The following is a 22,319-nucleotide window of genomic DNA, read 5'->3' on the forward strand; positions in this document are numbered from 1 at the left end:
TCGTAAAGGATTAACTATGTCAGATTTCATCTCTCCCGGACAAATCAACCCGCCAACCCGTCTGCTGATGGGGCCGGGACCCATCAATGCCGATCCGCGCGTACTGCGGGCGATGGCGAGTCAACTGGTCGGGCAATATGATCCGGTGATGACCGGCTACATGAACGAAGTGATGGCGCTGTACCGCGCCTTGTACAAAACCGACAATCAGTGGACGTTCCTGATCGACGGCACCTCGCGCGCCGGTATCGAAGCCGTGCTGCTTTCCGGCATCCGTCCGGGCGACAAAGTGCTTGTGCCAGTGTTTGGTCGTTTCGGTCATCTGCTGTGCGAAATTGCCCGTCGCTGTCGTGCGGAAGTTCATACCGTCGAAGTGCCGTGGGGCGAAGTGTTTGATCCGCAGCAAATCGAAGATGCGATTAAATCCGTTAAACCGCGCTGGTTGCTGACCGTGCAGGGCGATACCTCCACCACCATGTTGCAGCCGCTGGAGCAACTGGGTGAAATCTGCCGCCGTCACGGCGTGCTGTTCTACTCCGATGCCACGGCGTCCTTTGGCGGTAACCCGCTGGAAACCGACGCATGGGGTTTAGACGCCGTATCTGCCGGTTTGCAAAAATGCCTCGGCGGTCCGTCAGGCAGTTCGCCGGTGACCATCAGCCCGCGCTTTGAAGAACAAATCCGTCGCCGTAAATGTGTCGAGCAAGGTATCCGTACCGCCGACCATGCTGACGGCGACGACGAGATGATCTACTCCAACTATTTCGATCTGGGGATGATCATGGATTACTGGGGGCCGGAGCGTCTTAACCACCATACTGAAGCCACCAGCATGCTGTTTGCGGCGCGTGAATGTGCGCGCATCATTCTGGAAGAAGGGCTGGATACCGGCATCGCCCGTCATAAATTACACGGCGGCGCATTACTGGCAGGCATTCAGGGCATGGGGCTGGAAGTGTTCGGCGACCTGAATAATCGCATGAGCAACGTGCTCGGCGTAGTCATTCCACCGGGCATCCACGGCGAACAGGTTCGCCAGATGATGCTTAATGATTTCAGCATTGAAATCGGCACCTCATTTGGTCCGCTGGCCGGGAAAATCTGGCGTATCGGCACCATGGGTTACAACGCGCGTAAAGACTGCGTGTTGCAAACGCTGGTGGCGCTTGAAGCGGTGCTCAACCGTCTCGGCTTTGCGTCAAAATACGGCGCAGGGGCGCAGGGTGCCTGGGATCATTACGCGGGAGGTCAGTAATGGCTGAAGCTTTTACGCTGGCTGCGGTTTCAGAAAGCGCAAAGCTTGCCGCTGAACGGGTGATGGCGCGTTGCGACGCACTCGCCGCCATCAGCGAAACGCCGGGACAACTGACCCGCGTCTATCTCTCGCCGGAACATTTGCAGGCTAACCGACAGGTGGGCGAGTGGATGGAAGCGGCCGGTATGCGTGTCTGGCAGGACAGCGTCGGCAATATCTGCGGGCGCTATGACGGGCTGGATGCGACAGCGCCGGCCATTTTGCTGGGATCACATCTCGACAGCGTGCGTAATGCCGGGCGTTACGACGGCCCGCTGGGGGTGCTGACCGCGCTGGAAGTGGTGGCGCATTTACATCAGAACGGCATTCGTTTGCCGATGGCGGTGGAAATTGTCGGGTTCTGCGATGAGGAAGGTACACGTTTTGGCATCACGCTGCTGGGCAGTCGCGGACTGACCGGTACCTGGCCTGCGGACTGGCTGGAACGTCAGGACGCGCAGGGGATTTCGGTCGCCCAGGCGATGCGTGACGTCGGGCTGGACCCGCTGAGAATCGGCGCATCACAGCGTGCGGTCAGCGACTTTTGCGCTTACCTGGAATTGCACATCGAGCAGGGGCCGTGCCTGCAAACGGCGGATGTGCCGCTCGGCGTGGTCACGGCGATTAACGGCGCGCGTCGCCTGAATTGTGAATTTACCGGTCACGCCGGTCATGCCGGCACCGTGCCGATGGGGCAGCGTCAGGACGCGCTGACTGCCGCCGCCGAATGGACGCTGGCCATTGAAAGTATCACCACCGCCACCGGCCGCAATCTGGTGGCGACAGTGGGCACGCTGGAATGCCTGCCGGGTGCGGTGAATGTCATTCCGGGACAGGTGAAATTGTCGCTGGATGTACGCGGACCGCGTGATGATGATTTATCGGCACTGCTGGAAACGCTGCTGGCGAAGGGCCGCGATATTGCTGCACGTCGCGGGCTGACGTTTGCCGCCGAACAGTTTTATGGCATCAGCGCGACTGAATGTAACGACGGTTTGCAGCATCGTCTCAGTCAGAGCGTTTTACACTTGCAGGGACAGGCGATGTCGCTGCCAAGCGGCGCAGGGCATGACGCGATTGCTATCGCTGAATGCTGGCCGGTCGGCATGTTGTTTGTGCGCTGCAAGGACGGCATCAGCCATCATCCTGATGAATCTGTCACCACCGGCGACGTGGCTTACGCGGTGCAGGCGTATATCAATACGGTGCTGAGTTTTGCTGAGGGACATTTATGACCTTTGAAGAATTCAACGCATTATCCGAATTCGAAGCGGTAGCCCTGTTACGCCCGCTGGTGAATATCCCGTCGTGGGCGAAAACCGTCAGCGATGCGCGACCTTATGCTTCTGTGCAAGACGTATTGCACAGCGCCGGAGCGGCCTGCGAAAACTGGCAACCTGAAGATATAACTCAGGCGCTGTCGGCGCACCCGCGTATCGGCGAACGCGCCGCCGGTGCCAGTAAAGAAGCTCAGCTTTCCCGTGGCGAACAGGCGACGCTCAATATCAGCCAGCAGGCAGTGATTGATGCACTGCACGAGGGGAATCTGCGTTATGAACAGCGTTTCGGGCGGGTGTTTCTGATCCGCGCTAAAGGGCGTAGTTCAGAGGAGATCCTTGATAATCTGCAACGGCGGCTACAGAATTCGCCGGAGGCTGAAGATCAGGAAACGGCGCAACAACTCAAAGAAATTACCCTGCTGCGTTTAAAGGAGATATTTCAATAATGACCCGCATCACTACCCATATTCTCGATACGTCTTTAGGGCAGCCCGCGGTGAATGTGCGCGTCTGGCTGGAATGTATTGAAGGGCAGAATGTCACGCTTATCAGTGAAATCCAAACCGATGCCGATGGCCGCGCCGCAAAATTAACGCCGGAACCGGTCACCTCCGGGCATTACCGGTTGTGTGCGGATATCGGCGCGTATTTCGCCGCCACCGGTCGTGAGACGCTGTATCACTCGGCGATCATTGATGTGGTGATCGACGGTGATCAGGATCATTACCATCTGCCGCTGCTGATCAGTCCGTATTCTTATTCAACATATCGCGGCAGTTAGGTTTCTGTCAGTCAGCCCATCAGCAGGTGCGGATGTTTAAGCCGCACGCTTTGGGTCAGCGCGGCGTGGCTGACATCGCGGTCACGGTTGCCCTGACGGACCTGTTGCAGGAACGCCATCAGCAGCGGATTTGGCCGCTCGCGGCGTGACATCAGCTCCGGCTGCCCCTGCACACCCATAAAGAACGGATGATTGTTCAGCTCAATTGCCTGCGCCTGTTCGCCACTTTCGTCATACCCTGAAACGATCAGCCCGGCGTTTTCCAGCTCAGCCAGCAAATGCGGATTCAGATAGCGGCGCTGGTTGTAGCGCAGCATAAATTCATCCCCCGTTTTATTGGCCAGCAGGCTGCCGTTGCGGGTAATGACCGGATGATTCCCCACACGCGGCTGCACGTGCTCGGCCAGCGGCAACGCGGTTTGCAGGCTGCCGAGCGTCGACGGCCCGTGCATCACCACGCGTTCCTGCCCGAGCACTTTCTGCCCCAGCGCAGTGATCATCTGATGCATACCCTGATTAATCCCTAATACCGGCGTCTGGTTTTCCAGAGCCCAGGTGGCGGTCGCCAGTTGTCCGGCCTGCGTGTCGCTGCGGGTGAGCGTCGCGCCCGGCAACATAATACCGTCAACTTCAAACAGCGTGCAATCAAGCTGGCTGCCCAGTAACGTCGATGGCACATAGATCACATCAATGTTCATTGCCAGTGCATCGGCGGCGTCTCCCAGTGCAGCCAGCATCGCCGGATAACTGTCACGCTGCTCGGTAAAATCCCCGACCAGTGCCACGCGCAGGGTTTTTCCTGCCCGCATGACCGGTTGTGAAACCGGGCCTAATGCCCAGCGGCCAAAGGCATCACGCCCCCAGCCGTTGCTGCGAATTTTGCCGGTGATGCCGTCTTCAAGCTGGAATTTATCCTGATTACGCACCACGGTTAATGATTCAATTTCAATACCCTGCTCGGCGATTTGCACTGCCAGTTCTGCGGATAACGGTTCACGCAACGGTACGACGATATCTTCTTTAAGTGCCCGATAAATCAGGGATTCAACACCGGATTCTTCACCCGCACCGCGCCCGGTCAGGCGCTCAAGCCACAGCAGCCCGCTGGTCAGTGCATGCCCTTGCGCCGTCACGTGCTGGCGGGCATTCGGGTAACGTTGCGCATCATGGCTGACGGGAAAGTGACACAGCGGCAAAGCGCGTAGCTCAGCAAGTATCGCTGCCATCGCGCCGTACAACGCAGGTTCGGGCGTGGAGTGGGCAATAAAGGTGATAGTCATCAGTGATCCTCTGTCAGATGTTTTTGCGGGGGTATTGAATGCAAGAAGTGATCCACACCTGGATGTTTTTACATGCGCTGACAAAAAAACAGGGGCAGCTCGCAAAGCGGATTTTTCGTCACACTTCATTGCTATAAAACGGCGCGCTGTTCAGACCATAACGCGCTAAGGTAGCGCCAGTTGTTCTAACCCATCATTCATTAAGGAAGCATCATGTCAGCATCGCTTTATGGCAGTACGGCGGCACAATTTGTTCGTGGTTTACAAAATCTTTCAGCCTTGCTGGAAAAAGGCGCGGCATGGGCAAAGGAAAACGGAAAATCAGAAGAAGAAGTCCTGAATACCCGTCTGGCAGAAGATATGTATCCACTGGCGCGACAGGTGCAAATCACCAGTGATATGTCGAAAGGCGCAATTGCCCGTCTGGCCGGTATCGCCGCGCCTGCAATGGAAGACAATGAAGTGACATTCGCCCAGTTGCAGGAGCGCATCGCCAAAACGCTGCGTTTTATCGAAAGTGTGGATGCACAACAGCTGGAAGGTGATGAATCCCGTGAGATCGTGGTGAAAGGCAGAAATCGTGAAATGAAATTTACTGCGCACAGCTATGTTACCGTGTTTGCCGTGCCGAACTTCTACTTCCACATCACCACCGCCTACAACATTCTGCGCCATCTGGGCGTGAACATCGGTAAAATGGACTTTATTGGTGGAAACTAAACAGACAGGCAGGAATTAAAAATGCCCCGGCTGAAAAGTCCGGGGCATTTTTTTAGTCATGTAACAAATAGGTATCGGCATCGCGCCAGGCGGGGAAGGTTTCGCGGTAATCCTGTAACGCTTCCAGCGACAACTCTGCGTCGATAATCATTGCCGAACCCGGCTCAGCACGCGCCAGCTCTTCCCCCTGCGGATTAATAATCAGGCTGTCACCGCTGTAGTAGTGGCCGTTGTCATCGGTGCCGACGCGGTTGCATCCGGCGACATAAGCCTGATTTTCAATCGCCCGGGCGGCGAGCAGCGTCTGCCAGTGGCGGCTGCGCGGGGCAGGCCAGTTGGCGACGTAAAGCGCCAGGTCATAATCCTGCCGGTTGCGTGAATACACCGGAAAACGCAGGTCATAACAGACTTGCGGCAGAATACGCCAGCCTCGCCATTCCACGATTTCACGACGTTTGCCCGCTACATAATAATTGTGTTCACCGGCCATGCGGAACAGGTGACGTTTATCGTAAAAATGCACCTTGCCCTGCGGTTCAACCAGCAGGAAACGGTTCACAGCGCCTTCCGTGGTGCTTAACGCCACACTGCCGCCAATCATCGCCCCGAGTTGTTTTGCCCACTGTTGCAGCCATTGCACGACACGCGATTCAGGCAGCGCACTGCCCGGTGCCTGCATGGCGAAACCGGTGGTAAACATTTCAGGAAGAACAATCAGGTCGCGGCCGGTCAGTGCACTGAGCAGACCGTCGAAATGTGCGAGGTTCGCCTCGCCATCCAGCCACACCAGCGGCTGTTGCAATACGGACAGTTTTAAAGTTGACACAGGCGCTCCGAAGCAGCGTCCAGCGTGGCTTCCTGTTTGGCGAAGCACAGCCGGATCAGTTTATGTGGGAAAGGCGCGGCGCAGAAAACCGACATCGGAATGGCCGCTACGCCCACATGTTCAGTCAGCCAGTGGCAGAATGCAACATCGTCTAAACCGGACACCTCGCTGTAATCGACCAGCAGAAAATAGGTGCCCTGGCTCGGTAAAACTTTCAGGCGGCTGTTCGCCAGCCCTTGCGCCAGACGGTCGCGCTTGGCCTGATAAAAGGCCGGTAGTTCCTGCCAGTGTTCCGGCGCTTCACGCAGCATATCCGCCAGCGCCAGCTGAACCGGCGTGGTGACGGAGAAGGTCAGATACTGGTGCACCTTGCGCAGTTCGGCGCTGATCACCGCCGGTGCGATGCAATATCCCACGCGCCAGCCGGTCATGTGGTAAGTCTTGCCGAACGACGATACGGCAATGGCGCGCTGACGCAGCTGCGGATGTCGCAGCACGCTGGCGTGACCTTCCGGCGCAAAACAAATATGTTCGTACACTTCATCGCTCAGCACGAAAATGTGTTTATCCGCAATGATCTGCCAAAGCTGCCCGACGTCGCTGTGGCTCCAGACGGTAGCCGACGGGTTGTGCGGCGTGTTGATGATCACAAGCTTTGTGCGGTCGGTAATCTGATCGGCGAATTCCGCCCAGTTCACTTTGAATTCCGGCGGCTGCAACTGAATGCGTTTCATCACGCCGCCCGCCAGTTCTACCGCCGGGGCGTAACAGTCATAGCTCGGGTCGAAAGCAATCACTTCGTCGCCTTTCGACACCAGCGCGGTGATGGCGATATACAGCGATTCTGTCGCGCCCGCCGTGATGGTGATGTCGGTGTTGGCGTCCGGTGCATAGCCGTAAATCTGTTCGGTTTTGGTGGCAATCGCTTCACGTAGCTGCGCCGTGCCGGTCATCGGGGCGTACTGGTTCGCGCCCTGACTGACGTGATACGCCAGACGATCCCTCAGATATTGCGGGCCGTCGAAATCAGGAAACCCCTGCGACAGGTTAATGGCATTGTGTTTCTGCGCCAGCGCACTCATTTGGGTGAAAATCGTGGTGCCTAATGCAGGAAGTTTACTTTCGGGGATCAATGCTGCTGTGCTCATGGCGGGTCAATACTCCTGGACCGTTGACCTGACAGGCGTCAGGTGTGCAAATAGCGATGTTGCTCACAATATAACACGATGTTAATATTTGGCAATCGAGACGCTTAGATGGCTAAATGCCAATTCGATCTAAGCCGCAACACATTGAATATATCGCGGTAAAAAGCGTCTATTTCATTCCGAACTCCGTCCCTCAACGCACAGCTTTTCAGGAATACGATGACAGAGAATTTGCAACTGGGCGCGCTGCTGGCAGCCTGTCACTGGATTGGTCAGAAGGGCTGGAGCCCGGCAACGGGCGGCAATATGTCCGTCCGCGAAGGCGATGCTCATTGCCTGATCACCGAATCGGGAAAAGACAAAGGATCACTCACCGCAGACGATTTCCTGCTGGTGGAACTGGAAAGCGGCCTTGCGCCCAGCGGACGTCGTCCTTCTGCGGAAACCGGCCTGCACACCATGCTGTATTCCCGCTATCCTGAAACAGGCGCGGTGCTGCATACCCATTCGGTCAATTCGACAGTGTTATCGCGGGTAGAACGCAGTGGTGCGCTGGTGCTGGAAGGCTATGAGATGCAGAAATCGCTCAGCGGCCAGACCTCGCACCTTGATCAGGTGGTGATCCCGATTTTCGACAACAGTCAGGATATTCCCGCGCTGGCGCAGAAGATCATCGCATCAGCGGAGCACACGCCGTTGCAGTATGGTTTTCTGCTGCGCGGTCATGGGCTGACCTGCTGGGGACGGGATGTGGCCGAAGCGCGCCGCCATCTGGAAGGGCTGGAATTTTTATTCCAGTGTGAACTGCAACGTCGCCTGCTGGAGGCTAAATGATCCGCGCCATTGTGACTGATATTGAAGGTACCACCACGGATATCCGTTTTGTGCATCAGGTGTTGTTCCCGTATGCCCGTCAGCGTCTTGCTGAATTCCTGCGCCATGAGCATGAACAGCCGGACGTTGCGGCGGCACTGGATGCCTTACGCGCCGGAATCGACCGGCCACAGGCCAGCGTCGAGGCGCTGATTGAACAACTCTTTACCTACATGGATAACGACGTGAAATCGACGTCGCTGAAAGTGTTGCAGGGCATCATCTGGCGTACCGGCTATGAAAACGGCGATTTTCGCGGGCATCTGTATGCTGACGTCGCGCCGCAGCTGGAAGCGTGGAAAGCTGAAGGTCTGCAACTTTGCGTGTATTCCTCGGGGTCGGTGGACGCGCAAAAGCTGTTGTTTGGTTACAGCGATGCCGGTGATTTAACCTCACTGTTCAGCGGATATTTCGATACCCGCGTCGGTGCTAAGCGTGAAACGGAGTCGTATCAGAACATCGCTGAGCAACTGATCCTGCCGCCGCAGGATTTGCTGTTTTTATCAGACATCCGTCAGGAGCTGGATGCCGCGCGCTTAGCGGGCTGGCATACCTGTCAACTGATCCGCGATGACGCGGACGAACTCAGCGATCACCTGCAAGTTAATCGTTTTGATCAGATAGCCTTAGAAACATTCTTATAAGAGGGTTGACCATGAGTGCATTAACGATTTTTAGTGACCAGGATCCTTCCGCACCGTTGTGGGAAAGCCGCGACGGGGACGCGATCGCTGCTGAGCTGAGCAAAATTGATGTGCGTTTCGAACGCTGGCAGGCTGACCGCGATTTAGGCGAGAACCCGCAGCCGCAGGACGTGATTGCCGCCTATCAGCATGAAATCGACAAACTGGTCGAAGAGAAGGGCTATCAGAGCTGGGATGTGATCAGCATGCGCCCGGACAACGAACAGCGTGAGGTGCTGCGCACCAAATTTCTCTCTGAACATACACATGGCGAAGACGAAGTGCGTTTCTTCGTCGAAGGTGCCGGGCTGTTTTGCCTGCATCTGAACGGCAAGATTTTTCAGATCCTGTGCGAGAAAAACGATCTGATTTCCGTACCGGCCAACACCCGTCACTGGTTTGACATGGGCGGATCCCCGTCATTTACCGCGATCCGTGTATTCGATAATCCGGAAGGCTGGGTAGCGCATTTCACCGGCGATAAGATTGCGGATGCGTATCCGCGGATGGGGGAGTAAGCTTTGACTCCCTCCCCTGCGAAGGGGAGGGTTGGGGTGGGGTTTTAAAGCAAAATCAAGATGTTGAAGTGTGCTTTAACTGAGGTGTTAGCCCTTAAAACCCCCTCCCAGCCTCCCCCTTCGCAGGGGGAGGAGTAAAACCGAGTTGTTCGCCACAGTTTGCCGGGAGGAGAAAAGATTACTTCAACGCCTTCGCAAACACACCATCCCGTACCTGCTCCGGCGTCACCACCCCCACATCCAGCACCCATCCGCTGATCAACTCCGCCGGTGTGACATCAAACGCCGGGTTATAAACCTGCGCGCCGAGCGGCGCCCATTGTACGGAACCAAAGCTGCCGGAAACGCCGGTCACTTCATTTGCCGCGCGCTGTTCGATAGGGATGGCGGCACCGTTCGGGCAGTGCGGGTCATGGGTGGTATGCGGCGCGGCAACATAGAACGGAATACCGTGATATTTCGCCAGCACCGCCAGGCTGTAAGTGCCGATTTTGTTGGCGACATCGCCATTCGCAGCAATGCGGTCAGCGCCGACCCAGATGGCATCAACGCGTTTTTGCGCCATCAGGCTGGCGGCCATCGAATCACAAATCAGCTGATAAGGAATACCCAGCTCGCCTAGTTCCCACGCGGTCAGGCGCCCCCCTTGCAACAACGGACGGGTTTCATCCACCCAAACCTGTTCTACATTGCCCTGTTCATGGGCTCGGCGGATCACGCCGATGGCCGTGCCGACGCCCGCTGTTGCCAGGCCGCCGGTGTTGCAGTGGGTGAGCAGACGGCTGCCGGGCGTGACCAGTTTTGCGCCGTGAGTGGCAATGCTATCGCACAATGTCTGGTCTTCATCCACCAGCCGCAATGCTTCTTCCACCAGCGCTTTCACGTAATCAGCTTGTTGCAACGCGGCCTTCATACGGTCGAGATTGTTCATCAGATTCACTGCGGTCGGACGTGAGGCGCGCAATGTCTCCAGAGCATGATGCAATTCATCCTGCGCCATTCCCTGTTCGGCCAGCAGCGCCAGCAACAGACTGGCGGACAAACCAATCAGCGGCGCACCGCGTACGCGCAGGGTGCGGATGTGATCCACCAGTTCGCTGACATCACGGCATTCGCGCCAGTCTGAACGTTGCGGCAGAGCTTGCTGGTCGAGGATCCACAGCTGGTTTTCACGAATACGTAAACTGGTGGTTGTGAGGCTTTGCATTGTTAGTTAAATCCTTGTTGCCCGGTTGCATCTGTTCACTTATTCTGCCAACATGCTTCACGGATGTATAGACGTCTAAACGCTTTAAAGGCTAAAAAAAGAATTCGAGAGGTCAGGATGTCACGCTACTACACATTTACCGCCAACGATGCCGTTGAATATGCCCGTCAGTTTGGTGGCGTGGCGGATCCGCAATCTCTGGTCACGGCCGATGAAATCGGTGACGGAAACCTGAACCTGGTGTTTAAGATCCGCGATACTGCGGGAAAAAGCCGGGTGATTGTAAAACAGGCGCTGCCGTACGTGCGTTGTGTGGGGGAATCCTGGCCGCTGACGTTAGATCGTGCGCGCATTGAAGCTGAAACCCTGATTATCCACGGCCAGTATTGTCCGCAGCACACGGTTAATGTGTTGCATCACGACGCTGAACTGGCGGTGATGGTGCAGGAAGATTTATCGGATCATCAGATCTGGCGCAGTGAACTGGTACTGGGGAAACATTACCCGCAGGCGGCAGCCCAACTGGGTGAGTATCTGGCACAGACACTGTTTCATACTTCCGATTTCTACCAGAATGCGCAGGCCAAAAAAGCCGAAGTCTCGCGTTTTACCAACCCTGAATTGTGTCAGATCACCGAAGATCTGTTCTTCACCGATCCGTATGTTGACCATGAGCGCAATAATTTTGAGCCGGTATTGCAGCCGGCGGTGGATGCACTGCGTCAGGACAAACCGCTGCGTCTGGCTGTGGCCGCGCTCAAACATCGTTTCCTGAGCAAGGCCGAAGCGCTGTTGCACGGTGATATTCACAGTGGTTCGATTTTTGTTGCTGAAGGCAAACTGAAAGCCATTGACGCGGAGTTCGGTTATTACGGCCCCATGGGCTTTGATCCCGGTTCTGCTATCGGCAACCTGTTGCTGAACTATTGTGGTCTGCCGGGGCTGGTGGGTGTGCGCGAGGCGGCGGACGGCCGCGAGCAGCGCCTGAAAGATGTGCGTGAACTGTGGATGAGTTTCTCAGAGCGTTTCCTGCAACTGGCGCGGGATAAATCTCAGGATCCGACGCTGGCGGAAACCGGCTATGCCGGACTCTTTTTGCAGGAAGTCTGGCACGATGCCGTCGGTTACTGCGGCGCGGAGTTAATCCGTCGCACCATCGGCCTGGCACATGTTGCTGATCTCGATACCATTAAAGATGATGCGATGCGCGCCGACTGCCAGCGCCATGCGCTGAGCCTTGGGCAAAAACTGATCCTCACTGCACAACAAATCGGCGATGTGGAGTCACTTATTGCGCGGATACGTCAGTTCAGCTAATCCTGTAAGTTTCTTGTATAATGCCCGCCTTCGAGGTGCGTAGGGGTAAACCCGGTGGCATTTCCTCGGTTTACTTTTAACAGGAATACAGAATTATGATGCATAACCATGTCTTACGCAGCGTGCGCTACATGTTGGATTTAAGCGAAGGCCAGCTGATCGAGATCCTTAAAACCACCGGTACGCCCGTCAGCCCTGACGTGATGTCGCGTTATCTGAAAAAAGAAGACGAAGAAGGTTACATGGAAGTGCCTGACGAAGTGATGGCGAACTTCCTCAATGGCCTGATTACCTTCAAACGCGGTAAAGACGATCGCTTCCCGGCACCGGAAGTGGAAAAACGCCTGACCAATAACATCATGCTGAAAAAACTGCGTGTGGCGTTTGAGCTGAAAACCGAAGACATGATTTCTGTACTGACGGCGGCTGATTTCAAAGTGTCTGAAGGTGAACTGAGCGCATTCTTCCGCAAAGAAGGCCACAAAAATTACCGTCCGTGCGGCGATCAGGTGATGCGTTATTTCCTGAAAGGGCTGACGGCGAAAGTGCGTCCTAAAAAAAGCTGAATATAAAGTATTCATGAAATAAATATTTATATACTGAATACTTTAATAGTAAATAATAAGCGGGAGCCTTTTTTAAAAGGCTCCCGCTTTACGTTTATTTACTCTGTAATGACGAAATTTCGTTATTTTACTTCCCACATCACGTTTCTCTAGTTTATTTTTGACAGCATATTAATTCGGAAACTATCTTCATCCTTCGCCGTAATACCTCAGGGCACTATTTCAAAAAATAAAACACCGCTGTTAATTGACTGGCAGCGGGTAATTTTTATAGTGAAAAGGATATCTTATTATGACAAAAATTAAACTATTGGCCTTATTCGTCGGATTCGCCATTTCGGGTTCTGCGGTTGCCGCCACGTCTGGAAGCAGCCTTGAAGCCCGTATGGCACAGCTTGAGCAGCGTCTTCAGCAGGCGGAAACTCGGGCTGAAACTGCCGAAAAACAAATCCAGCAGTTGAAGCATCAGGATATTAAGCGCGAGCAGGAAATTGCCCGCGTGAAAGAAGCCAGTCCGGTAGAAGTTAAAAAGGATGGCATATCGGAAGACAAATTATTAACACTTAATGGATTCGATAATTTAAAACTGTACGGTGATGTGGAATTTAACGTTGACGGTGCCAGCCGCAGCGGGCAATTAACCTCCGTCAGAACCAGTGACAATAAAAACTGGAAACCGGGGAATAATGAGCGTTGGGATGTTAACGGACGGTTATTAATCGGTCTTGATGGTTATCGTCGAAATGATAATGGTCAGTTCTCCGGTTTCTCTGTGCAGCCAACGGCTGACCTGAACGGTTCAATGAATCTTGATGATGCCGCTTTCTTCTTCGGTGAAGAAAAAAACTGGATGGCAAAAATCGGCCGCTTCGAAGCTTACGATATGTTCCCGCTTAATCAGGACACCTTCGTTGAATACTCCGGGAATACCGCCAATGATCTGTACGCCGACGGCTACGGTTATGTCTACATGATGAAAGAAGGGCGCGGTCGCAGTGACAGCGGCGGCAACATCATGCTGAATAAGAATATCGGCAACTGGTATTTCGAGCTGAACACCCTGCTGGAAAACGGCACCTCACTGTTTGCTGAGCAAAACTACCACGGCAACCAACTTGAAAATGATAAAAACGTCGCGTACCTGCGTCCGGTCATTGCCTGGAAAGGGGATGCGCTCTCGGTGGCCGCCGCAATGGAAACCAACGTGGTGAACAATGCGTACGGCTACACCGGTGAAAATGGCGAATTCGTTGATCAGTCCAAACGTAATGGTTATGGCATGACCATGACCTGGGACGGGCAGAAAGCTGACCCTGAGAACGGCGTGGTGGCTAACCTGAGCACGGCCTATATGGATGCATCGGATGAAAAAGACTTCACCGTCGGTGCCAATGCCTTATGGAAACGCTTCGAGCTGGGCTACATCTATGCGCACAACAAAATCGAAGACTTCAGCATCAATGGCCTTCGCGCATCCGATTACGACGATGACTGGTTTGATGAACCGGGCAGCTACGACATTCATACCGTTCACGCCAGTTACCTGATCCCGAACGTGATGGATATGGAAAACTTCAACGTGTATCTGGGCGCTTATGTCTCCATGCTGGAAGCAGATAAAACCTACAGCGGCGATGATGACAGCGATGAGCGGTATGGGGCGCGGGTACGCTTTAAATACTACTTCTGATTACCCGTCATATTTCGCGTCACAGATGCGTTGGCTGCACTCCCAGGGTGAGTGAGCTTACCGCCTTTCTGCAACACGAACTATTCAGGGTAATATGTATGTATCTTCATAAATAATAAAAGCCTGAGTGCGTAAACACTCAGGCTTTTTTATGGATTAACAGTTAAATCAGGCAGCTTCGGTGTGGCGGGGTTTCGCCTCAGCCTTTTTTACGCTGTCTTTCTCCGCTGCCGGTTTTTGTGCAGCCAGTGCGTCCGGTTCAAACTCATCGACGTTGATTGAACGCAGACGGCTTTCTTCCGCACGGCTCAGGATACGCGCATCGTCGGCGCTCAGATGACCGGCATCCAGACCTTTTTGCGCCAGAATATCCAGACGGGTGAACGGCAATTTTTTGCCCATCGCTTCGCACAGACGTTTGTGAACCGGCTCAGCGGCCAGAATATCCTGCAAGGCTTCTTCCAGCAGACCAACCGGGTTGTGCTCGCCGGGTGTCAGATACTGACCGCGCCCTATACGGCTGCGTGTCGCTGAAGGCACCTGCAGAATACGCGCCAGTTGGTGATCCAGACGATCAGACGGTGCGGAGTGCGAACGGCCCAACGGGAAAATCACCAGGCGCATCACGCCAGCCACAAAACGGTTCGGGAAGTTACGCAGCAGATCGTCGATAGCGACTTCGGCCTGATGCAGACAATCCTGCACGCCCCAGTGTACCAGCGGTAAATCCGCTTCGTGACAGCCTTCTTCGTCATAACGTTTCAGCGTCGCCGTCGCCAGATACATCTGGCTGAGGATATCACCGAGGCGGGCGGAAATGCGTTCGCGACGTTTCAGGCTGCCGCCGAGCACGCCCATCGACACATCAGCCAGCAATGCCAGGTTAGCGCTCAGACGGTTGATGTGCTGGTAATAACGGGCGGTTTTATCATTGACCGGCGTATCACTGGTGCGGCCGTTAGTCAGGCCGAGCCAGAAACTGCGCATTTTGTTACTGCCGACGTGGCCGATATGCCCGAACAGCGCACGGTCAAAATCAACCAGATCGTTTTTCTCCGCCGCCGCCATTTCACGAAGAACATAAGGATGACAGCGGATCGCACCCTGACCAAAGATGATCATGCTGCGGGTGAGAATGTTGGCACCTTCCACGGTAATCGCAATCGGCGCCCCCTGATAAGCGCGGGCCACGAAGTTGCTGCTGCCGAGCATAATGCCTTTACCGCCGGTGATATCCATCGCATCCATCACGGCGCGCTGGCCGCGGTGAGTACAGTGGTATTTGACGATAGCAGACAGCACCGCTGGTTTTTCACCCAGCATAATGCCGTTCGTGATAAGCGTTGCGGCGGCATCCATCACGTAAGCGTTACCGGCAATGCGCGCCAGCGGTTCTTCGATACCTTCCATTTTACCGATAGGCAGTTTGAACTGACGGCGGATATAGGCATAAGCCCCGGTCGCCAGCGCCAGAGATTTCAGGCTGCCGGTAGAGTTAGACGGCAGCGTGATGCCACGGCCGACAGACAGACATTCCACCAGCATACGCCAGCCCTGACCGGCCATTTTCGGGCCGCCAATGATGTAATCGATCGGTACAAAAATATCGCTGCCGCGCGTCGGGCCGTTCTGGAATGGCACGTTCAGCGGGAAGTGGCGGTGACCAATTTCAACACCGGCGGTGTCTGTTGGGATCAGCGCACAGGTAATGCCCAGATCCGTTTCGTTGCCGAGCAGGTGATCGGGATCTTTCAGTTTAAACGCCAGGCCCAGCACGGTGGCGATAGGTGCCAGCGTGATGTAACGCTTGTTCCAGGTCAGGCGCATGCCAAGCACTTCCTTACCCTGCCACTGGCCTTTACACACGATACCAAAGTCCGGGATTGCACCGGCATCAGAACCCGCTTCCGGGCTGGTCAGGGCGAAACAGGGAATTTCCAGACCTTCGGCCAGACGCGGCAGATAGTGATCTTTCTGCTCCGTGGTGCCGTAATGTTGCAGTAATTCGCCTGGCCCGAGGGAGTTCGGCACACCGACGGTGATCGCCAGAATGCCTGACACACCGGCCAGTTTTTGCAGCACACGCGCCTGCGCATAAGCCGAGAATTCCAGACCGCCGTACTCTTTCTTAATGATCATCGCGAAGAAGCGGTGTTCTTTCAGATACGCCCACAGTTCCGGCGGCAAATCGGCCAGTTCATGGGTGATCTGGAAGTCATTCGCCATACGGCAGGCTTCTTCAACCGGCCCGTCAATAAAGCGCTGCTCTTCCTCTGTCAGTTGCTGCTCAGGATAATCCTGCAGTTTCTTCCAGTCTGGCTTGCCACCAAACAGGTCACCTTCCCACCAGGTGGTGCCTGCTTCAATCGCTTCTTTTTCCGTGCGCGACATTGCGGGCATCACTTTACGGAAGGTGCGAAGCGCCGGGCCGGAGAACAATGAACGGCGCAGGGCAGGGATATTGAAGGGCAGGAGAATGATCGCCAGCGGCAATAACAGCCAAAGTGTCCACAGATTAATGGCACCCATAACCGCCGTAAACGCCAGTAAAATCAGGCTGCTCAGGGCGAGATTGACCTTGTGATAGAACAACGCACCAAGGATCACGATAAATGCAACAATGCTAAGAACCATCATAGTAAAGCTCCTGAGTAGTAGGAGGTCTGACCTGTTGTAGGGATATAATGGTTTTAGTTCATGCTCATTTCTTTATCAATACGTTTACATACTAATTACAACACAGCTCACAAACCGGTCGCACGAAGCGTCAAAAACAGAAACTATCGGAATCATTACCGCTTCATGGCTTCTCGCTGTTTCGGCTTTCCGTTAAACTGCACAGCGGAACGTTTTATTGCTATCGGCCGTGCTGAAACCGGCTGCAAATGGACATAAAAGAGGCTGCTATGTACCAGGATATTATCCGTACTGAACTGAACGAAGCTGCTGAAACGCTGAATAAATTCATCAGCGATCCGGCAAATATTGAGTCTATTCAACGTGCAGCGGTGCTGCTGGCCGATTCATTCAAAGCGGGTGGGAAAGTGATTTCCTGTGGTAACGGGGGTTCACACTGCGATGCCATGCATTTCGCCGAAGAACTGACAGGCCGCTATCGTGAAAACCGTCCGGGCTATCCGGCAATTGCGATTTCTGACGTCAGCCACATCTCTTGCGTCGGCAACGATTTCGGTTACGAATACATCTTTTCCCGTTATCTGGAAGCCGTAGGCCAGAAGGGCGACGTGCTGCTGGGCATTTCCACTTCCGGTAATTCCGGTAACGTGATCAAAGCCATCGAAGCCGCACGCGCTAAAGGCATGAAAGTTATCACCCTGACCGGTAAAGATGGCGGGAAAATGGACGGTTCAGCCGATGTGGAAATCCGCGTTCCGCACTTTGGTTTCGCTGACCGCGTGCAGGAAATCCACATCAAAGTCATTCATATTTTGATTCTTCTGATCGAAAAAGAGATGGCAAAGGCATAAGCCTTTTGCCGTAAAGGAGGCTGGTGATGTGCGAATTGCTCGGGATGAGCGCTAACGTTCCTACTGATATTTGTTTCAGTTTCAGTGGATTAGTGCAGCGTGGTGGCGGGACCGGCCCGCATAAAGACGGCTGGGGCATCACCTTTTATGAAGGGAATGGCTGTCGTACTTTTAAAGATCCGACGCCAAGCTTTAATTCGCCCATTGCCCGCCTTGTTCAGGAATATCCGATCAAATCCTGCGCGGTGATTTCTCATATCCGTCAGGCAAACCGTGGTGAAGTCGCGCTGGAAAATACCCACCCGTTTACCCGCGAACTGTGGGGACGCAACTGGACTTATGCGCACAACGGTCAGCTTCGTGGTTATCGTCAGCTCGATACCGGTACGCTGCGTCCGGTGGGCCAGACCGACAGCGAATACGCCTTCTGCTGGTTACTGCACAAACTCACCCAACGCTATCCGCGCCGCCCTGCAAGCTGGCCGCCGGTGTTTCGCTATATTGCGTCGCTGGCTGATGAATTACGGCAGAAAGGGGTGTTTAACATGTTGCTGTCGGATGGCAATTTCGTGATGGCGTATTGCTCGACGAATTTGCACTGGATCACGCGGCGTGCGCCTTTCGGCAAGGCAACGTTGTTGGATCAGGATGTGGAAATTGATTTTCAGCAGCAGACGACACCGGATGATGTCGTCACCGTGATTGCCACGCAACCGCTGACGGCGAACGAAACCTGGAACAAAATTGCTCCAGGTGAATTCGCATTATTTCATCGGGGCGAACGCCAGCTGTGAAGGCAGCGGAGTATTGGACAACGGTTGTAGCACTTCATATCTACCGTCAGTGACCACGACATTTGGTGGCTGATGGTGTTTCTCAAAGTACGCATATCCCGGCTGTAACTGGTTCCAGAAACTGTAATAGCTGGAGTTTTTATGCGCCTTCATGTTGGCATCGGTCATCCTGAACGGGTAAATGCTAATCTTTAAATTGCGTTGCCCGAACTGGAATGCCGCCTGTACGTAGGTGAATATTTCGTCCATGTAGCCGTCGGTCATGGCGTAGCAACCAATAGACTTACAGTTACCGTGGATCATCAGATACTTACCTGAATAACCCTGCGAGATATCATAAGCATTGGGGAAACCGATGTTGATGGCGCGATAAAAGCGGCTGTCGGGTTTCAGGTGGTGAATATCCACGTTGTAGAAACCTTCCGGGCTTTTGAAATCGCCTTCGCGACGTTTATTTCCCAAACCGCCGGAAAAATCGCAGATGCCATAACTGCCGATCAGACGAAATTCGCCGTCGAGCTGAGCATACAATTCGAGTTTACGTTCCTGTTTGAAGATCTGGATATAAACAGGTGCACCCAGTAATTGTTTTTTTAGTGCCGCGTTGACCGGGACAGCATCGCTGGCCACGGCGTAATTTGCTGTAAATAAAGGCAAACTGAGGAGCATCGCAAGAAACAGCGCGATTCTGATCATTCTAAGTCCTGCTCGGTAATAATTTTGATTATTTTGTCTACAGCTCAACTGCCTGTAAGACCGCCACTGATTTTCTTCTTATGTACTGTCTGTCGGAAACGCTGTCATATTAATACTGATTAAATTTTTAGCAATCACCAAATAATGAATAATGACTTTAGGAATAGGAAAATTATTACGTTGCCATTAATGGTGATTAATTAAGTCAAACTAACCCTCATTTTCTATGTTGGACATCCCTGCATTCAACTGTATACTTATACAGTTATTGAGGGGGAGGGTTATGCGTAAAATCATTCATGTGGATATGGACTGCTTTTTCGCTGCGGTCGAAATGCGCGATGATCCTTCCCTGCGCGACATTCCTATTGCCATTGGCGGCAGTCGTGACCGCCGTGGTGTTATCAGCACCGCTAATTATCCTGCCCGCAAATTTGGCGTGCACAGCGCGATGCCCACCGGCATGGCACTGAAACTTTGCCCGCACCTGAAAGTGATCCCCGGCCGAATGGAGGCCTATAAAGAAGCGTCAAACCATATCCGCGAAATCTTTGCGCGTTATACGCCATTGATCGAACCGTTGTCACTCGATGAAGCTTATCTGGATGTTTCCCACGCGACGCAATGCAACGGCTCTGCAACGCTTATCGCTGCTGAAATCCGTCAGGCCATTTTCGATGAGATCAATCTGACGGCATCTGCGGGCATCGCGCCGATCAAATTTCTGGCAAAAATCGCCTCGGATCTGAACAAGCCCAACGGTCAGTTTGTGATCACGCCAGAAAAGGTCGGGGCGTTTTTACAGGATCTTCCGCTGAGTAAAATCCCCGGCGTCGGCAAAGTCACCGCTCAGCGTTTGCAGGAGCAGGGGCTGATCACCTGCGGCGATGTGCAGCGTTATGATCTGGCGAAACTGCTTAAACGCTTTGGCAAATTTGGCCGTGTGCTGTGGGAACGCTGTCAGGGTATCGATGAACGTGAAATTTCCCCCGAGCGGTTACGTAAATCGGTCGGCGTTGAACGCACACTGGCAGAAGATATCCACAGCTGGGAAGAATGCGTGTCGCTGATCGAACGTTTGTATCCTGAACTGCAAACACGTTTAAGCCGTGTCAGCCCGGATCTGCGCATCGCGAGGCAGGGTGTAAAACTCAAATTCCATGATTTCCAGCAGACCACGCAGGAACACGTCTGGCCGATGCTGAATAAAGAAGATCTGCTGAAGGTCGCGCGTGAAGCCTGGGAACAGCGGCGTGGCGGAAGGGGAGTCAGGCTGGTGGGATTACATGTGACGTTGCAGGATCCGCAAATAGAGCGGCAGCTTCTGCTTCCCTGGGAATAATCCCCGTCATCCTTCAAACTGTCTCTGCGTTGGCTGCCTTCGCAAACCCCGGTCACATACTTGTGTATGCTCCCGGGGATTTACTCAGTTGCCGCCTTGATACAGCCCGAATGATTTAGGGGACCGATCGAGTATTAACCGCGTTCAGGAATCGCTTTCAGCAGGGCCGTCAGCAGTTTCCAGTACAGCTCGACGCTGGCGATTTCCACCTGCTCATCCGGCGAGTGTGGCCCGGTGATGGTTGGCCCGATGGAAACCATGTCCATGTCCGGGTACGGTTTTTTGAACAGACCGCATTCCAGACCGGCGTGGATCACCATGATGTTCGGAGTTTTATTGAACAGCGTCTGGTAAGTTTCACGCACCAGCGTCATCACTGGTGAATTCGGCTCAGGTTTCCAGCCAGGATAGCTGCCTTTTGCGAGGCTTTTCGCGCCAGCCAGTTCACTCAGTGAATTGAGCATGCTGACCACATATTCTTTACCGCTGTCGATAAGCGAGCGGATCAGGCTGTTGATCGCCACTTCGTCATCTTTCATGGTGACAACACCGACGTTCAGCGAGGTTTCTACCACGCCTTTCACGTCATCACTCATGCGGATCACGCCGTTTGGCGTCGCGTTCAGCAGGGCAAGGAATTTACCCTGAGTTTCTGCGGTCAGCGCTTTCGCGTTGCTTTCAGCCGCTTCCACCACGAAGGCAATTTTCTTCTCTACCGCTGACAGTTCGAACTGAATCGTTGCCAGGAATTCTTGTGCTGCCGCTTTCAGCGCGTCTGCTTTATCAGCAGCAACAGCAAGGGTCACAATCGCTTCACGCGGGATAGCGTTACGCAGTGTGCCGCCGGTGAAGTCGAGCAGGCGCAGACCAAGAGTATCAGCGTTGTCTGCCAGGAAACGTGCCAGCAGTTTGCTGGCGTTGCCCAGACCTAAGTGGATTTCCGCGCCGGAGTGGCCACCTTTCAGGCCTTTCAGGGTCAGTTTCAGCGTGCTGAAACCGGCCGGAACCGCTTCACGGCTCAGCGGCAGTGTGGCGGTAAAATCAATCCCGCCAGCGCAACCCATGTAGATTTCGCCTTCGGTTTCAGAATCGGTGTTGATCAGAATTTCAGACTGTAACCAGTTCGGTTGCAGGCCGAATGCGCCTGCCATGCCGGTTTCTTCGGTCATGGTCAGCAACACTTCCAGCGGGCCGTGTTCTACGCTGTCATCAGCCAGAACCGCCAGCGCGGACGCCATACCGATACCGTTATCAGAACCCAGCGTGGTGCCGCGGGCTTTTACCCAACCGTCTTCGATGAAGGGCTGGATCGGATCTTTAGTGAAATCATGAACAGTATCGTTGTTTTTCTGCGGCACCATATCGAGGTGAGCCTGCAGTGCAACGGCTTTGCGGTTTTCCATGCCTTTGGTGGCGGGTTTGCGCAGCAAAATGTTGCCAACTTCATCACGCTCAGCGTGGATACCTTTTTCCTGTGCCCATTCAACGATGTGTTTTGCCAGCGCTTCTTCATGATAGGAAGGGTGCGGAATTGAACAAATTTTGGCAAAAATATCCCACAACGGTTGTGGCGAAAGCTGAGACAGTTCAGACACTATAAGTCTCCTGTGACAGTCAGCTCATTCAGGCTCCGTTTGCAGGGGAACTGACTGAGATGCTGTAGGTTTAAGGTTAAGTAATCCCCGCCAGACTGTGTGGCGAGTGGCCTGACAGAATATCACTTAATCTTAACCTGTGCGCGGGGACGGGGAGAAATTCCGGGATTTTTGGGCGGCTGAAGCCAGATAATCGCTGGTTTTTGTGAACCGGACTCACT

General features: G+C 54.0%; 21 protein-coding genes. 14 read left to right on the forward strand and 7 right to left on the reverse strand.

The genetic code is table 11. The annotated features are described in order from the left end of the window. The first annotated feature begins 16 nt into the window (after positions 1–16). The 4 genes from AACU55_RS11625 to uraH are packed head-to-tail and all read left to right on the forward strand — an operon-like array spanning position 17 to position 3,355. The gene (locus tag AACU55_RS11625) at positions 17–1,255 is read left to right on the forward strand and encodes a pyridoxal-phosphate-dependent aminotransferase family protein (RefSeq protein WP_037036539.1); all 1,239 of its coding nucleotides are present in this window, start codon (positions 17–19) and stop codon (positions 1,253–1,255) included. Next, positions 1,255–2,529, forward strand: coding sequence for an allantoate amidohydrolase (gene hpxK / locus AACU55_RS11630; protein WP_134705476.1), 1,275 nt, complete (start codon positions 1,255–1,257; stop codon positions 2,527–2,529). Before AACU55_RS11625 ends, hpxK begins: the two co-directional genes overlap by 1 nt. Then, the gene (gene uraD / locus AACU55_RS11635) at positions 2,526–3,020 is read left to right on the forward strand and encodes a 2-oxo-4-hydroxy-4-carboxy-5-ureidoimidazoline decarboxylase (protein ID WP_112197223.1); all 495 of its coding nucleotides are present in this window, start codon (positions 2,526–2,528) and stop codon (positions 3,018–3,020) included. Before hpxK ends, uraD begins: the two co-directional genes overlap by 4 nt. Further along, the gene (uraH, locus tag AACU55_RS11640) at positions 3,020–3,355 is read left to right on the forward strand and encodes a hydroxyisourate hydrolase (RefSeq protein ID WP_134705477.1); all 336 of its coding nucleotides are present in this window, start codon (positions 3,020–3,022) and stop codon (positions 3,353–3,355) included. The genes uraD and uraH overlap by 1 nt, the downstream gene beginning before the upstream one ends. A gap of 11 nt (positions 3,356–3,366) precedes the next feature. Here the strand turns inward: uraH and AACU55_RS11645 are convergent, their stop codons facing one another. Next, positions 3,367–4,635, reverse strand: a complete 1,269-nt coding sequence (locus AACU55_RS11645; protein WP_013574271.1) for a glutamine amidotransferase-related protein — start codon at positions 4,633–4,635, stop codon at positions 3,367–3,369. 213 nt (positions 4,636–4,848) lie between these two features. On the opposite strand from AACU55_RS11645, the gene AACU55_RS11650 reads away from it, so the two are divergent. Then, complete coding sequence (locus tag AACU55_RS11650) at positions 4,849–5,355, forward strand: DUF1993 domain-containing protein (protein WP_013574272.1); 507 nt, start codon at positions 4,849–4,851, stop codon at positions 5,353–5,355. A gap of 52 nt (positions 5,356–5,407) precedes the next feature. Here AACU55_RS11650 and AACU55_RS11655 read toward each other — a convergent pair whose 3' ends face one another. Both AACU55_RS11655 and AACU55_RS11660 read right to left on the reverse strand, forming a co-directional pair. Next, a complete protein-coding gene (locus AACU55_RS11655) occupies positions 5,408–6,181 on the reverse strand; it encodes an amidohydrolase (protein ID WP_112151324.1) in 774 nt (257 codons plus the stop codon). Further along, a complete protein-coding gene (locus AACU55_RS11660; protein WP_013574274.1) occupies positions 6,169–7,329 on the reverse strand; it encodes a pyridoxal phosphate-dependent aminotransferase in 1,161 nt (386 codons plus the stop codon). Before AACU55_RS11660 ends, AACU55_RS11655 begins: the two co-directional genes overlap by 13 nt. A 219-nt stretch (positions 7,330–7,548) precedes the next feature. Between AACU55_RS11660 and AACU55_RS11665 the strand changes: the two genes are divergently transcribed. From AACU55_RS11665 to AACU55_RS11675, 3 genes are read left to right on the forward strand one after another with little or no spacing between them, the layout of a single operon-like run. After that, a complete protein-coding gene (locus AACU55_RS11665; RefSeq protein WP_134705478.1) occupies positions 7,549–8,163 on the forward strand; it encodes a methylthioribulose 1-phosphate dehydratase in 615 nt (204 codons plus the stop codon). Next, a complete protein-coding gene (gene mtnC / locus AACU55_RS11670) occupies positions 8,160–8,846 on the forward strand; it encodes an acireductone synthase (protein WP_037036524.1) in 687 nt (228 codons plus the stop codon). The genes AACU55_RS11665 and mtnC overlap by 4 nt, the downstream gene beginning before the upstream one ends. Positions 8,847–8,857: 11 nt before the next feature. Continuing rightward, positions 8,858–9,403 (forward strand): 1,2-dihydroxy-3-keto-5-methylthiopentene dioxygenase, encoded by a 546-nt coding sequence (locus AACU55_RS11675; RefSeq protein WP_013574277.1) that lies wholly within the window; start codon positions 8,858–8,860, stop codon positions 9,401–9,403. A 178-nt stretch (positions 9,404–9,581) separates the two neighbouring features. Here the strand turns inward: AACU55_RS11675 and mtnA are convergent, their stop codons facing one another. Then, entirely contained in the window at positions 9,582–10,610 is a 1,029-nt protein-coding gene (mtnA, locus tag AACU55_RS11680; RefSeq protein WP_037036522.1) for an S-methyl-5-thioribose-1-phosphate isomerase, read from the reverse strand. A gap of 117 nt (positions 10,611–10,727) precedes the next feature. Between mtnA and mtnK the strand changes: the two genes are divergently transcribed. The 3 genes from mtnK to AACU55_RS11695 all read left to right on the forward strand — a co-directional run bounded on the left by mtnK (position 10,728) and on the right by AACU55_RS11695 (position 14,183). Continuing rightward, positions 10,728–11,927 (forward strand): S-methyl-5-thioribose kinase, encoded by a 1,200-nt coding sequence (gene mtnK, locus AACU55_RS11685; RefSeq protein ID WP_013574279.1) that lies wholly within the window; start codon positions 10,728–10,730, stop codon positions 11,925–11,927. A gap of 95 nt (positions 11,928–12,022) precedes the next feature. Continuing rightward, positions 12,023–12,493 (forward strand): YehS family protein, encoded by a 471-nt coding sequence (locus tag AACU55_RS11690; RefSeq protein WP_013574280.1) that lies wholly within the window; start codon positions 12,023–12,025, stop codon positions 12,491–12,493. Between the two features lie 292 nt (positions 12,494–12,785). After that, a complete protein-coding gene (locus AACU55_RS11695; protein WP_134705479.1) occupies positions 12,786–14,183 on the forward strand; it encodes a carbohydrate porin in 1,398 nt (465 codons plus the stop codon). A 168-nt stretch (positions 14,184–14,351) separates the two neighbouring features. On the opposite strand, the gene fadE is transcribed toward AACU55_RS11695, so the two are convergent. After that, positions 14,352–16,820, reverse strand: coding sequence for an acyl-CoA dehydrogenase FadE (fadE, locus tag AACU55_RS11700; protein WP_037036518.1), 2,469 nt, complete (start codon positions 16,818–16,820; stop codon positions 14,352–14,354). A 269-nt stretch (positions 16,821–17,089) separates the two neighbouring features. Here fadE and lpcA point away from each other — a divergent pair, with 269 nt between their 5' ends. Both lpcA and AACU55_RS11710 read left to right on the forward strand, forming a co-directional pair. Beyond that, positions 17,090–17,671: a D-sedoheptulose 7-phosphate isomerase gene (gene lpcA / locus AACU55_RS11705; protein WP_037036516.1), complete on the forward strand. Its 582-nt coding sequence runs from the start codon at positions 17,090–17,092 to the stop codon at positions 17,669–17,671. 26 nt (positions 17,672–17,697) lie between these two features. Further along, positions 17,698–18,465: a class II glutamine amidotransferase gene (locus tag AACU55_RS11710; protein WP_015696178.1), complete on the forward strand. Its 768-nt coding sequence runs from the start codon at positions 17,698–17,700 to the stop codon at positions 18,463–18,465. Here the strand turns inward: AACU55_RS11710 and dpaA are convergent. Continuing rightward, entirely contained in the window at positions 18,436–19,161 is a 726-nt protein-coding gene (gene dpaA, locus AACU55_RS11715; RefSeq protein ID WP_013574285.1) for a peptidoglycan meso-diaminopimelic acid protein amidase, read from the reverse strand. The two genes, AACU55_RS11710 and dpaA, sit on opposite strands and share 30 nt — an antisense overlap. A 283-nt stretch (positions 19,162–19,444) precedes the next feature. Between dpaA and dinB the strand changes: the two genes are divergently transcribed. After that, positions 19,445–20,503, forward strand: coding sequence for a DNA polymerase IV (gene dinB, locus AACU55_RS11720; RefSeq protein ID WP_134705480.1), 1,059 nt, complete (start codon positions 19,445–19,447; stop codon positions 20,501–20,503). Positions 20,504–20,637: 134 nt separating this feature from the next. Here the strand turns inward: dinB and pepD are convergent, their stop codons facing one another. Beyond that, positions 20,638–22,098, reverse strand: a complete 1,461-nt coding sequence (gene pepD, locus AACU55_RS11725; RefSeq protein WP_013574287.1) for a beta-Ala-His dipeptidase — start codon at positions 22,096–22,098, stop codon at positions 20,638–20,640. Between the last annotated feature and the right edge of the window lie 221 nt (positions 22,099–22,319).

The sequence above is a fragment of the Rahnella sp. CJA17(1/100) genome (assembly GCF_963881615.1).
In the GTDB taxonomy this organism is placed as follows: domain Bacteria; phylum Pseudomonadota; class Gammaproteobacteria; order Enterobacterales; family Enterobacteriaceae; genus Rahnella; species Rahnella aceris.